The following is a 13,070-nucleotide window of genomic DNA, read 5'->3' as shown; positions in this document are numbered from 1 at the left end:
CCTTCGCCGACCAGGGCGAGGGGGACGCCTGATCCGATGAGTGACGCAACGAAGTTACCGGCCGGCTTCGGACGACTGTGGACCGCGCAGACGGTGTCCTCGCTCGGCGACGGGGTGATGCACGCCGCGCTGCCGCTGCTGGCGTTGACGCTGACCCGGGATCCGATGGTGCTGGCCGTCGTCACGGCCGCCGGGACGCTGCCCTGGCTGCTGTTCGGAGTGCTCGGCGGCGCGCTGGTCGACCGCTGGGACCGTCGCCGCACGATGTGGGTCACGGACGCCGCGCGTGCGGTGCTGCTGGCCGTACCCGCCGCCGCGGCGGCGCTCGACGTGCTGAGCATCCCGCTGCTGACGGCCGTGGCGTTCCTGCTCGCCCTCGGCTCACTGTTCTTCGACACGGCCGCCACCGCGTACCTGCCGGATCTGCTCGGCCGTGACCCCGCCCAGCTTGAGCGGGCCAACGCCCGCCTGCGCGGCACCCAGACCGCGGCGTCCGGCTTCGCCGGGCCACCCGCGGGCAGTGCGCTGCTCGCGCTCGGACGTTCGGTTCCGTTGCTCGCCGACGCGGTGTCGTTCGCGTTGTCCGCGCTGCTCGTCCGGTCGCTGCCCGCCGTACCGCGCCCTGTGGCGAGCGCCCGCGAGTCACTGCTCCGGCAGGCTCGGGCCGGGGCCTCCTACGTCTTCCGGGACCGGCTGCTGCTCGGGCTCGCGCTGCGTCCGGCGGTCGGGAACATCGCCTTCCTCGCCGTGGAGACCGTCCTGCCGCTGTTCGCCCGCGAACGTCTCGGCATCGGCGCCTTCGGCTTCGGCCTGCTCCTCACCGCCGAGGCCGCGGGCGGCCTGCTCGGCGCGGGCGTCGCCTCCTTCCTCGGAAGGCGCCTGGGCACCGGCACCGCGCTGACCTGCACCGCCACCATCGAAGGCCTCGCCATCGTGGGGCTCGCCGCGGCGCCGAACGCGTACGTGGCCGGGCTCGCGCTCGCCGTCTGCGGGGCGGGCATCGGCGCCACGATGGTCCTCGGCCCCTCGCTCCGGCAGGCCATCGTCCCGGCCCGTCTGATGGGCCGGGTCGCCTCCACCTCCCGCATGCTCTCCATGTGCGCCGCCCCGTTCGGCGCGTTCCTGGGCGGCGGGCTGGCCAACGCCTACGGCCTGCGCACCCCGCTGTACGTCGCCGCGGGTCTCCTGCTCACCATGACCGCCGTCACCGCGACCATGACCAGCAACCGCCGCGTCGAGGCCGCGCTGAGCGACGCGCGCCTGGACCCCGTCGCGGAGAGCGCCGTACGAACCTCGTCCACATGACCCTTGGCCACCGCAGGACCGGCGTATGGCCATGGTCGCCCGGCGGGTGACCATCTATTCTCCGGGTACGGCAGGCGCGAGCGCTGAGGTGCGGTGCATGGACGAAGGCGGCATGGGGCGGCGGGAGCGCAGGAAGCGCGCGACCCGGGCGGCGTTGAGCGAGGCTGCGCTACGGATGTGCGCCGAGCGCGGGGTGGCCAACGTCACCGCCGAGCAGGTCGCCGAGGAGGTCGGGGTCGCGCTGCGGACCTTCTTCAACTACTTCTCCTGCAAGGAGGAGGCGGTGGTCGCGGGTGACGCGGCCATCGCCGAGGCCATCGTCGCCGCCTTCCGGGGCCGCCCCGCCGCCGAACCGGTGCTGGCGGCGCTGCGTGCGGCCGTGCTGGAGGTGGTCGACGAGGACAAGCTGCGCTTCCACGTCGAACACCTCCAGGTCCTGCGTGGTGACCCGGCGCTGCTGCCGTACCGGCTCAAGGCGTTCGCCGCGCGCGAGCGTGAACTGGCCGCCGCGGTCTCGGAGCGGACGGGGGTCGGGGACGAGGACCTGTATCCGGGCCTGGTGGCGTCGTGCATGCTGAGCGCGCTGCGGGTGGCGACCCAGCGCTGGCTGAGCGAGCCGGGCCCGCTCAGCTCGCTCATCGACACGGTGGTGGCCCAGCTCGACGCGGGGCTGGGCACCCCGCTCGACCGGTCCCGGGCCGACGCGAACGGCCGCCCGGAACCGGTACGGGCTCAGGCCTGGGGGGCGTCCCAGGCGACGGGCAGGGAGTGCACGCCGTAGATGAACATGTCGTCGCGCATCGGCACCTCGTCCGGACGGCAGGCCAGCCGCAGGTGCGGGAAGCGGCGCACCAGGGCGGGCAGGGCGACGCTCAGCTCCGCGCGGGCCAGCTGCTGGCCGAGGCACTGGTGGATGCCGTACCCGAAGGCCACGTGCGGGTTGCGTTCGCGGGTGAGGTCGAAGGTGGTCGGGTCCTCCCAGTGGGCGGGGTCCCGGTTGGTCTCCGGAGTCGAGATCATCACCGTGTCGCCCGCCGGGACCCGCACGCCGCCCACCTCCACGTCGTCGGTGGCGACGCGGAACGGGCCCATGTGGAGGATCGAGACGTAACGCAGCAGCTCCTCGACGGCCTTGTCGGCTATCTCGGTGTTGTCACGCAGCAGTTCGAGCTGGTCGGGGTGTTCCAGGAGGGCGAAGGCGCCCAGGGCGATCATGTTGGCCGTGGTCTCGTGCCCGGCGGCGAGCAGCAGGTTCGCGATGCCGACCAGCTCGTCGTCGGTGAGCTCTCCGGCGTGGTCGCCGTGGATCAGCCCGGAGATCAGGCCGTCGTCGGGCTGGGCACGCTTGGCGTCGACCAGCTCGCGCATGAACTCCCGCATCTCCTCGCGGACCCGCAGCACCTCCTTCACCGGTGTGTCCATGCGGATGAGGGTGGAGGTGCGGCGCTGGAAGTCCGCGCGGGCCTCGTACGGCACGCCGAGCAGCTCGCAGATCACCAGGGAGGGCACGGGCAGGGCGAACGCTCTGACCAGGTCGGCCGAGGTGCCCGCGGCCTCCATCGCGTCCAGGTGATCCTCGACGATCTCGGTGATGCGCGGGACGAGCGCGCGCATCCGGCGCAGGGTGAACTGGCCGACGACCAGCTTGCGCAGGCGGGTGTGCTGCGGTGGATCCATGGCCACGAACTGCCCGGCCATGGCGCGTGCGTCGAACAGCTTCTCGCGCATCTCCTCGGGGACGGAGATCAGGGCGTTGCGGCGGTTGAAGCGGTCGGCGCTGAAACGGGGGTCGGACATCACGAAGCGGGCCTCGTCGATGCCGGTGACCACCCACATCTTCTCTCCGGTGCCCAGCGTCACCTGGTTGACCGGCGCCCGCGCGTGCATCCTGGCCAGCGCCTGCGGCGGATCGAACGGACACTGCCTGACCTTCAGCTCGTCGGGCAACTGCACCCGCAATGTGGCCTGGTCGGCCTCGGGTGCTTTCTCGACGCGATGGATCTCGGTGGTGGAACGAGGCATCAGCGCTCCTGTGGTGGATCACAGTGGATGGTGCGTCCTGTTTTCGACCATACCCGGACTTGCACGCCATGCAACTTTGACTTTTTCCGCCCGTCGAGAACACAGTCAGCCGATGCCATACCAGCCACGCGCCACAATTTGCCCCAAAACAGGACATTCCATAATCGCCACGCCGTACGACCCCGAGAATGCACATCCGACACGAAAATATCGGGATTTTGGACAGATCTTTCTGCACGTGATCTGCACGCTCCCCTCAGAGGGTTCTGCATATGGCCGTGTCAGCATGACCGCGTGCCCAGATATGTGGTGATCGCCGTATTGGCGCTACTGGTGGCGGGGTGCGGTCCGGGGATGAAGACCGCTCCCGATATCACCGGATATGTCGAGACATATCTACAGGCGCACCCGGACGTCAGGCGGGTGGCGAAGCAGGGGACCCAGAGCGCCACCCTGGTCACCAGGGGACAGGACCAGGACGTCTTCGCCGATCTGGGCCAGGGTTTGCGCGGGCGGCTCATTCGGCTGGGAGACGCCGCGTACATGCAGATGCAGGACGAGACGGCGCCGGACAATTCCTGGGAGAAGATCACCGAAGAGCACGAGCCGTACAACCTGCTGGGCATCACCGTGGTGACGGACCAGGCCATGACGCTGGTGAACAGCCACCGGGTGCACGCGCTACTGGCGGCGCGGGGGCGGGTGGGCGGTCAGGCGTCCGAGGGCGGGCTTGACCGTTACACGGTCGCCATCGACGTGCGGGCGGCACTCGACGCGCTGGATCTCGCCGTGTTCCTCGACGCGTACGACCCGCTGCCGATCATGCAGGACACCACGGAGGAGTACGACAGGGTCCGAGCCGGTGACGGGGCGGCACAGGCGCGGCTGCGCGACCGGTTGCTCAAGGAGCTCGGCGCGCGGGCCACGTACGACCTCTGGCTCGACGGCCAGGGACGGCCGGTACGGCTACGGCTGACCGCGAAGACGCCGACGGAGATCACCTTCTCCGACTGGGGTCATACGACCGTGACCGCCCCTCCGGCCGACCAGGTCCGGGTGCCGGCGAGTTGACCCCGCGCCCTCTTCGTGGGTATCTGCCACCGCAGGGAGTTCCCTGACCGGCCCGGCGCCCTCCTCTCTGGCCGTGTGGAGCGTGCGCCGTGTCCCGAGCCTGCGGTGACGTCAGGGGTCTGACGCCGCGTGCGGGGCCCTGGCGTGGGTTCCGTCGTCGGAGGCAGTCCTGTCGCCGCGTCCGTCTGGCCCGCGATGTCCGTTGCGCTCATGACGAGGACGCCGGTACGGCGGGAGGCCGATCCGATCGGGATGTAATATCCCGCCCCGCTGCTCACCAAGAAGGGGAAAGTCCCGAGTCAGCGGAAGGCGCAGTGGATGACAGACGTTCCGCCGGAGGATCTCCGGCAGACGATGCGGGATCCCGAGGCGTTCGAGGTCTTCTACCGAAGACACGTCGAACGGGTGAGCCGCTTCGTGGCCCGCCGGATGACCGACCCGCACACGGTGGACGACCTCACCACCGAGGTCTTCCTGGCCGCCGTCGACGCGGCGAACACCTACCGGCCCGACCGGGGCAGCCAGGAGGCGTGGCTGTTCGGCATCGCGCGCAACGTGGTGGCGTCCGAACTGCGCAGAGCGGCCAGGGAACTGCACAAGAACGGCAGGGCCGCGGGGCGCCGTCCTCTGGACGACGACGACATCGCGCGGCTTGAGGAACGCATCGACGCCGAACGGGCCACCCGCCCGCTGCTGGCGGCCATCGCGCGGCTGCCCAAGGGCCTGCGAGCCGTGGCCGAACTGGTGGACGTCGACGGCCTGTCCGTCACCGACGCCGCCACGGCCCTGCGCATCCGTGTCGCCACCGCCCGGGTACGGCTGCACCGCGCGCACCGCCGACTCGTGAACGAACCCGGCACCTGCCCGGAGACCATCTTGGAAGGATCATCATGAACGGATCTCTCGCAGGCTTCGAGGAGCACCGGCTGGCCGAGCTGAAGGAGCACGTGGCGGCGCGGGCGGCGGCCGAGCGGGCCGGACGGCCACGCCGCCGGATCGTCATGGCCCTGGCGGCGGGGACGGCGGTCGCCGCCGCGGCGGGCGCGATCACCGTCTCGTCCGTCGGAGGGGCCGCTCCCGCCTACGCCGTCACCAAGGACTCCGACGGCGTCGTGCACGTCACCGTACGCGACGTCGCACCCGGCGACCTCCCGGACGTGAAGGGGCTGACCAGGCAGCTCCAGGAGCTCAACGTGCCCGCCGTCGTGGACTACGTCCCGGCGGGCCGGAAGTGCAGGGAGCCACGCGGCGCCGTCGTGACGGACGTCCCCGGGGGTCTCTACCGCACGCCCACGAACGTGCCCGGTGATCCCGGGGCCTGGCGGATGCAGATCGACACCAAGCTGTTCAAGCCCGGCCAGACCTTCGTCTGGACCCTGTACGTCGACCCCGTCAACGGATGGAACGGCACCAGCACGATCCTCATGCGGGACCCGGTGGCGCCCTGCGATCCGGTCCCCGACGACCGGCCGCACTACCTGGCGAAGACGCCTCCCCCCTGGGTGAGGGCGACGTCGCTGGGCGGGTACCGGGTCGAGGGCAGGACCGTGGGCAAGGTCCTGCCGGAGATCGGCAGACGCGGCCTCAAGGCCACCTACCTGGTCACCGAACCCGCCCCCGACAGGCCACGCGACCCGGACATGCCCTACGTGATGTACCCCACGAGGCAGAACACCCCGGTGGGGGGTGACTGGCTCGTCTGGCAGGCGGACGAATCGACGAAGGGAACGATCCGCCTGTACGTCACACGAACCCTCGCCTTCCCCCGGCACCGCTGAACCGGCGGGACACCTCCGGGATCACAGACACGATCGACCACGGCATGGGGGCGCTCTACGTGTTCTCGGTGAGGAGTGCCGGAAGGGCGCCGTTGCCGGTGAGGCCGTCGACGCCCGGCGGCGGGCAGGAACTCACCAGTCGTCGGTGAGGAGGCTCTTGGGCGGGGCCGTGATCTTGACGGGGCTTCCCCATCCTCGATAGAGGATGTTCATCGTCATGGTCTCGACCTCGCCGCCGCCGTACTTCGGGTCGGGAGTGAACCTCATGATGGCGTGGAAACGTCTCGGCAGGTTGTCCGGGCCCACCCAGAGCTTCCAGGTGATCGGCCCGCCCCACAGACCTCGGCCCTCCTCGGTTCCGAAGAACATCCCGGCCTGCCTTCCTCCCAGTTCGGGAACCGTCACAGTGCCGCTGTGGAGGGTCGTCCTCACTCCCTCGAAGGTTCCACCGTCGGAACTGGTCGCACCGTTGGACGCGACCAGTTCGAGGAAGCCGGGGTTGATCCCGTTGATCAGGTCCTCTTTCCAGACGACCCCGGAGAAGCCCCGTCCGTAGGTCCATTTCCCCAAAGCCGACGGCGACTTCCATATGTACTTGCCGTCCTTGGAACGCGCGTAGGCCTGTGAGTAGAAATCCCGGCCGATGCTGATCCCCCGGGATCGGCTTATCCCTTCTCCTTCCCGGGTGATCTCCGTGGTGTCGGCGGCGTACATGCCTGAAGTCCTGAAGCGGTACGCGCCGAACGCCTTCATGTCGAAGTAGGACGGAGGCCCGCCGTGTCGTTTGACGGAGAAGCGCACGCTGCTGTGTTTCGCGAACTGCTTCTTGATCGCTTTGACGACGGAGCCGAGAGAGCCCGGTTCAGGGGCCGCGTGAACGGCGCCGCCGGGAACCGTGACGCTCAGAAGACCCGCCACCACCAGCGCCACTCCCATGCGTTTCATGCGCCGATCGTCACAGACGATGATCTCCGTCTCATCACGGCGAGCCTCCTGCCCAGCGGCTCATCCGCTGGGCAGGCCGAGACCGGGAGGCGTCACCGTCTCCAGGAGCCGGGTCCCTGCGGAAACCACAACGCGACCTACCGTTGTGGATATCCCACAGCTCAATCGCCCTTCAGTACGGCGTGCAGGGCCAGGTCGCCTATCCGGCGTAGTTCGGCGTGACTTCTGCCTGCGGCGGCCTGTACGGCTATGCCGTCGGTGATCGTGTGGACCAGGGCGGCCAGGGTGGCCGGGTCGTGGCGGGAGGGCAGGTCGGTGGCCTGTTCCAGCCTTCTGCGCAGCGCCGCCTCACCGGCCTTGCGCACCGCGATGGCGTCCCGCCGTACGGCGTGCGCGTCGGGCCCGCAGGCGTGCACGCTGTTGACGCACAGGCAACCGTGGGGCGTGCCCTCTCCCGCGACCAGGTCCACTGCCCCGCGGACCAGCCGTTCGACGACCTCCCTGCCGGTGGGGGCGGCCAGCGCGTCGGCGGTGTAGGCGCCGGGACCGTCGAGGTAGCGGGCGAGGACCTTGGCGAACAGTTCCTCCTTGTTGCCGAAGGCGGCGTAGAGGCTGGGCTTGTTGATGCCCATCGCGGTGGTCAGGTCGGTCAGCGAGGTGCCCTCGTAGCCGTGCCGCCAGAACACCTCAAGCGCGCGGTCGAGTGCGGTGTCCGCGTCGAACGAGCGTGGGCGCCCGCCGGGCATGCCGTCCTCCGTGCTCTCCTCCGAGTTTTATACCTATCGGTACGTTACCCCTTGCGCGAGGACGCCGCATCATCCTAATTTCGTACCAATCGGTACGGAACTAAGGGGTGACACGCATGATCCGAGTCGGGGTTGTCGGTGCCGGCGGTTGGGCGAACAGCTCGCACCTGCCCGCGCTCGCCGCGCTTGAGGAGTTCGACGTGACCGCGGTCGCGACCACCGATCAGGCCGGCGCGGACCGGGCCGCCGCCGCCCACGGCGTACCGCACGCCTTCGCCGACGTGGGTGAACTCGTCGCGCATCCCGATGTCGACCTGGTCGTCGTCTCGGTGAAGACCCCCGGGCACGCCGCCGTGATCAGGGCCGCCCTCGCCGCCGGTAAGCACGTCGTGTCCGAGTGGCCGTTGGGCGTCGACGCCGACGAGGCGAGGGAGCTGACCGAGGCCGCCGTCGCCGCGGGTGTCGTCCACGCGGTCGTGCTCCAGGGGCACCACTCCCCGAGTGCCCGCTTCGTCGCCGACCTGCTGGCCGAGGGCCGGATCGGCACGCTCGAATCGGTCGCGCTGGTGGCGGAGGGCGCCCCCTTCGGAGGCAACCGGATCTGGCCGGACCTGGTGTTCAGCCTCGACCCCTCGGCGGGAACCAACGTCCTGACCATCATGGCCGGTCACTTCCTGGCCGCGCTCGAACGGGTCGCGGGCCCGCTGACCGAGGTCTCCGCCCGGCTGCCCCGCCTGCACGACCGCGTGCTGGTGACCGGGACGGAGCGGATCGTGCCCAACGCCACGCCCGGTCACGTGCTGCTGCACGGGCTGCTGGCGAGCGGCGCCACCGCCTCCGTCGTCGTGCACGGCGGCAACGCGTCCACCCAGGACGCCTTCCTTCTCAAACTCGTCGGCAGCGAGGGAACGCTGACCGCCACCCCCGCCCAGCCCGGGACGTTCATCCACTGGGGCGACTGGAACATCAGGATCGGAGACGACGTCCTGGCCGTGCCCGACACCTGTCGCACGGTTCCGGACAGCGTCCGGTCCGGCCCTCCGGCCAACATCGCGGCCCTCTACCAGGAGGTGGCCCGAGCCCTCGCCGAAGCCCGGCAGCCGTATCCCGGTTTCGATACCGCCCTACGCCACCACCGGCTCCTCGCCGCCGTCGAACGGTCAGCGGCCGAGGGAACCGCCCAGAGAGTCGCGTGAAGGACGCAGAACCATGAGCGGACCTTCCAGGGCCGCCACCATGGCGAAGGGGAACCGGTCGACCTCCAGGCAGAGCGTGACGTCGTCGGGATGGACTCCCTCGCGACGGACGGGGTTTCGACCAGGTCGGCGATGCCGAGGAAACGGGCGTCCGTTCCGGTCATGATCGCACATACCCGACCCGGGACATCCGAGCGTGAACCGGCGACCCACGACGGCGGCGGCCCCGGTCCGTACGGCGTCCGGCCACCGAGCCGCGCCCGTGACCAGGCCGGACCCGCCATCGCCTTCGCGGATGTGACGGGGGATCCTTCCCCGGCAGGAGGGGGCGGCGGCCGGTCGGCGGGGGGTGGGCTCCTTCCTCAGCAGGAGGTACCCCATGTGAGCGTTGCTCATAGTTGACGGCATGACGCGAAGATCCTTACATCGCCCCCTGCCTCGCGCGCTCGCAGGAGCGGCCCTCGCCACGGTCCTGGTCGCGGGCGCCGGCCTCACTCCCGCGAGCGCCACCGTGGGCGGCGACGTCCCGCTGCTCAACGACTACGACGCCGAAACGCTCGCGAACCTCCCCAACACCAACGGCCTGGATTACCTGGCTCAGCGGTACGCGCCGACCGACACCTGCCCGCCGACGGGTACCGGGCCGGGTGGTCCGCTGTTCTGGGGGGACGACAAACCCACCCAGTTCCGCCAGGGTGTCCCCCTGCCTGGGCAGAAGGTCGTGAAGATCGTCATCATGGGCGACTCGTACATATCGGGAGAGGGGGCGGGAGACTACTTCAACAAGCGCGGTTTCCTGCCCGACCCCTACCTCTGGGTCGGTAACGGGAAGCCGCCCATCCCGGCGCTGGGGCACACCCAGGCCGACTACGAGGATGACTTCCGGCACCGTTCGGCCAACGCGGCGGTCCTGCAGGGCATCGACCTGCTGCGCCGCGCCAATCCCGAGGTTTTCTTCGACGTACGTTTCAACGCCTCCTCCGGCGCCGCCAGCGAGCACTTCTTCGTGGGCCAGAACGACCACGGCCGCGTCAACCCGCCGCAGAGCCAGGGGCTGGACAACGCCACCGACCTGGTGATCTCCGGCTTCGGCGGAAACGACGTCGACTTCGGGCCCAGGCTGCAGGCCCTCCTCGAAAAGAAGGGCGACCTGGGCGCCGTCGAGGCGGAGACCGCGCCATTGTTCGACACCACCCGCACCTCCGAACAGGAATGGGCGGATTCGGAACCTCCGCGCCCGCCGTTCGTCCGTCCGCTGACGCAACCGTCGACCCTGTCGGCGCGACTGGTGCAGCTGGTGCGGGCGACGAAGACCGCCACCGGCGGCAAGGCCAGGATCATGATGGTCAACTACCCCCAGTCTCTCGCGAACGGCCTCCTTCCCGGAGGCCCGATGAGATGGTTGACGTTCATCCTCAACCGGGACGCGGACTGGGCGAGACTCCGTGCCCTGTCGCCTCGGCTGACCGCCTCCATCAAGAAGGCGCAGCAGGTCCTGGCCGACCACGGGATCGCCGCCGACCTGCTGGACATCGAGAACGCCTTCGCCGGCCACGAACTGGGGACCAGAACCCCCTACACCCGCAACCTCGTCTGGGCACCCGCCGGGGACTCCTTCAACCAGAAACAGCAGTCAGGGCATCCCAACCAGCAGGGGCAGAAGGCGCTGGCGGGACACTACGCCCTGATGATCGCGGGCGAACTCGGGCTGCGCGTCAAGGCGCCCGACGGAGCGCGCCCACCGGCCAGAGCTGCGCAGCCGTGCGACTCCAGCCGCAACGACCGCCACAACCTGCCCGTCACCCCCACCCAGAGCGGTGGATCGACCGGCGGCACCGGCGGCGGTGGGGGAGGCGGCAGCAGCACCCCCAACGTGGGTCCGCGCTCGACCATGACCTTCGTCAACCTCGATCCGCCGCTGTTCCCCACGAACCCCGGCTCGCAGCCCAGGCCCACGCCCACCGGCTCGCAGTCCTCCCCTGGGACGGGGGGTACGGCGACCCCGCGGTGGAACATCTATCCGGTCGACACCGTCCAGCCGACCACACCGACCATCTCCTTCGACCTGACGCAGCCGTTGCCCATCCTGTGGCCCCTGAGCAGTGGTGGGACGAGCCCGTACCGGGACGTCTACGAGGTGAAGATCAACGTCGAGCAGCTCATCCGGTGAGGCCCGGCTCCGGCCGGACCGGGAGCTGAGCGGCCAGGGGCGGGCATCCGGACGCCCGTGGCTCGCCCACCGGCCCCGCCCCACGGGTGAGACCCGGCAACGCTTTTCCTGTCCGTGCCGTGTTCCCCGCCATCCCGCAAACGTCATTCAAGTGCTTCGCAGATAAGAGAATAAATTCGGGGGTCGCTCACGAATCGCCCTCTCCGTGACGTGTAAACCTTTTGTTCACGCTGTTCCGATCGGCGTCGTTGATGGTTTCTGTGACATCAGCACGGACGACCGGGATCGAACCTCTCCGCGATGAGACGCGGGACCGTCGAGGGGAAGCGCGGCCCGTACGGCACGCAGGCCCGATCGGACCGCTGTCGCGCAGGTCTCACCGTCCGAACGAATACCACGCACCGAAATTCCCACAACATCTAGTCAAAGCGTGGAGACCGGCGCATATACGTTAAAGGGGTTCGGGATTGACGAGCGTCGCGCACCACCCAGCCGAGACCGCCCCACACCACTGTGAAACATCCGGAAGTTCACCAAACTGGCGCCTTCGGCCCAAGCCACGAAGAAACCCTGATATGTTTCCCGGGAAACGTTGAGCCTCCTCGGCCAGGACCCCCGTCCTGCGAGGAGGCTTTTCGCGTTCCACGACCTTCACCGGGGAGATCCATGTCAGAGGTTTTCGTCCAGCTCGCCCAGGAAGCCGACCGGCCCGTCGCCGAGCGGCTCTGGCTGATGTTCTGTCATGACATGTCGGAGTTTCGCGGAGCCCTGCCCGACGCGGACGGGACCTTCAGGAGCGACCGGTTGCACGCGGCGTTCACCGATCCCGGCTGGGCGCCGTATCTGGTGACGAACGGCGAGCGCCCTCTCGGCCTGGCCGTCGTCCGCGGCCTGGACGGCCCGGTCCGCGTGCTGAGCGGTTTCTTCGTCGTGCGCGGCGCACGGGGGACGGGCGTCGGGCTGCGTGCCGTACGGCAGGTCGTCGCACGGCATCCGGGCACGTGGGAGATCGCCTTCCAGGACGACAACGCCGACGCGGCGTGTTTCTGGCGCCGGGTCGCGACCGCGATCGCCGGGGACGCCTGGACCGAGGAGCACCGGCTTGTCCCGAACCGGCCCGACCTGCCACCCGACGCCTGGATCTCGTTCACCGCCCGGGGGGCCATCGGCGAGCCGTGAGGGCCCCCGCTCTACCCCCACCGATCACCGCCATCTGGCAGAAAATGCCGACATCCATCCACCAAAAGCAGATAAACAGGCCTCTTTTCTCGCTTAACAAATAAAGCACCCCTTCCCCACTGAACACATTATTCCGGAGCGACAAAACAGGAAATGCCTCCGAAAAAACCACCGAGAAGCCAGGAGAAGACAGCATTACCGCCAGTGATTAAAAACTCACGGTCAGTCAAATGGCCCGGCGTGGGAGAGCCTCGCCCGGCCGAGAATGAGTCACGATCGGTTACGTCAAAATCACAAACCGTGAAGGGACTCAACATGATCCGTCGTCTTCTCGCAGGTCTGGCGCTCGCAGGAGCGGTCGTCGCGACGCCGCTGGCCGCCGGGGTGCCCGCCAGCGCAGCAGCCGACCCGGCTCCCGCCGAGATCGTCACCGCCCCGACCACCGCCGACGACCCCACACCCGAGACCGGCGAGATCACCATTCGCTGGATCTCTCCGGCTCGGTGCCAGTTGGGCGGCGGCGTGCCCGTGCGCGTGATCGGGCGCTGGGGCTTCTGCCGGGGTGGCGTCTTCAACGGCTTCCCCGTCCGTTTCCTCTAAGAGAACCGGGGTGCCGGCCTTCCCGGTCGGCACCCCCCGAAGTCTCGCTTCCTCCAGA

12 protein-coding genes are annotated in these 13,070 nt (G+C 69.3%); 9 read left to right on the top strand and 3 right to left on the bottom strand.

The genetic code is table 11. From position 1 onward, the window contains the following. Window positions 1-36 precede the first annotated feature (36 nt). Together ACIBVQ_RS29695 and ACIBVQ_RS29690 are read left to right on the top strand one after the other, a co-directional pair. Window positions 37-1,305 (top strand): MFS transporter, encoded by a 1,269-nt coding sequence (locus ACIBVQ_RS29695; protein ID WP_362784599.1) that lies wholly within the window; start codon window positions 37-39, stop codon window positions 1,303-1,305. A gap of 97 nt (window positions 1,306-1,402) precedes the next feature. Then, a complete protein-coding gene (locus ACIBVQ_RS29690; protein WP_399181485.1) occupies window positions 1,403-2,086 on the top strand; it encodes a TetR family transcriptional regulator in 684 nt (227 codons plus the stop codon). Here ACIBVQ_RS29690 and ACIBVQ_RS29685 read toward each other — a convergent pair. Continuing rightward, window positions 2,038-3,327, bottom strand: a complete 1,290-nt coding sequence (locus ACIBVQ_RS29685; protein ID WP_399181483.1) for a cytochrome P450 — start codon at window positions 3,325-3,327, stop codon at window positions 2,038-2,040. The two genes, ACIBVQ_RS29690 and ACIBVQ_RS29685, sit on opposite strands and share 49 nt — an antisense overlap. 294 nt (window positions 3,328-3,621) lie before the next feature. Between ACIBVQ_RS29685 and ACIBVQ_RS29680 the strand changes: the two genes are divergently transcribed. From ACIBVQ_RS29680 to ACIBVQ_RS29670, 3 genes are all read left to right on the top strand, one after another. Continuing rightward, window positions 3,622-4,398, top strand: a complete 777-nt coding sequence (locus ACIBVQ_RS29680; RefSeq protein ID WP_399181481.1) for a hypothetical protein — start codon at window positions 3,622-3,624, stop codon at window positions 4,396-4,398. A 318-nt stretch (window positions 4,399-4,716) separates the two neighbouring features. Continuing rightward, complete coding sequence (locus ACIBVQ_RS29675; protein WP_362784615.1) at window positions 4,717-5,292, top strand: RNA polymerase sigma factor; 576 nt, start codon at window positions 4,717-4,719, stop codon at window positions 5,290-5,292. Next, the gene (locus ACIBVQ_RS29670) at window positions 5,289-6,176 is read left to right on the top strand and encodes a hypothetical protein (protein WP_399181479.1); all 888 of its coding nucleotides are present in this window, start codon (window positions 5,289-5,291) and stop codon (window positions 6,174-6,176) included. The genes ACIBVQ_RS29675 and ACIBVQ_RS29670 overlap by 4 nt, the downstream gene beginning before the upstream one ends. A 132-nt stretch (window positions 6,177-6,308) precedes the next feature. On the opposite strand, the gene ACIBVQ_RS29665 is transcribed toward ACIBVQ_RS29670, so the two are convergent. Beyond that, a complete protein-coding gene (locus ACIBVQ_RS29665; RefSeq protein ID WP_399181477.1) occupies window positions 6,309-7,121 on the bottom strand; it encodes a hypothetical protein in 813 nt (270 codons plus the stop codon). Between the two features lie 161 nt (window positions 7,122-7,282). Continuing rightward, window positions 7,283-7,867, bottom strand: a complete 585-nt coding sequence (locus ACIBVQ_RS29660) for a TetR/AcrR family transcriptional regulator (RefSeq protein ID WP_399181475.1) — start codon at window positions 7,865-7,867, stop codon at window positions 7,283-7,285. Window positions 7,868-7,983: 116 nt separating this feature from the next. On the opposite strand from ACIBVQ_RS29660, the gene ACIBVQ_RS29655 reads away from it, so the two are divergent. The 4 genes from ACIBVQ_RS29655 (at window position 7,984) to ACIBVQ_RS29640 (ending at window position 13,012) form a co-directional block, all read left to right on the top strand. Further along, window positions 7,984-9,063 carry a Gfo/Idh/MocA family protein gene (locus ACIBVQ_RS29655; protein ID WP_399181473.1) on the top strand — a complete coding sequence of 360 codons (1,080 nt, stop codon included), beginning with the start codon at window positions 7,984-7,986 and terminating at the stop codon, window positions 9,061-9,063. 406 nt (window positions 9,064-9,469) lie between these two features. Next, window positions 9,470-11,233, top strand: a complete 1,764-nt coding sequence (locus ACIBVQ_RS29650) for a hypothetical protein (protein ID WP_399181471.1) — start codon at window positions 9,470-9,472, stop codon at window positions 11,231-11,233. Window positions 11,234-11,899: 666 nt separating this feature from the next. Continuing rightward, window positions 11,900-12,412: a GNAT family N-acetyltransferase gene (locus ACIBVQ_RS29645; RefSeq protein WP_399181470.1), complete on the top strand. Its 513-nt coding sequence runs from the start codon at window positions 11,900-11,902 to the stop codon at window positions 12,410-12,412. A gap of 315 nt (window positions 12,413-12,727) precedes the next feature. After that, window positions 12,728-13,012, top strand: coding sequence for a hypothetical protein (locus tag ACIBVQ_RS29640; RefSeq protein WP_399181468.1), 285 nt, complete (start codon window positions 12,728-12,730; stop codon window positions 13,010-13,012). The last annotated feature ends 58 nt before the right edge of the window (window positions 13,013-13,070 follow it).

It is taken from the genome of Streptosporangium sp. NPDC049376, assembly GCF_044466505.1.
GTDB lineage: Bacteria > Actinomycetota > Actinomycetes > Streptosporangiales > Streptosporangiaceae > Streptosporangium.
Note: the sequence above shows the minus strand (reverse complement) of the source record. Positions and strands in the feature narration are given on the sequence as shown.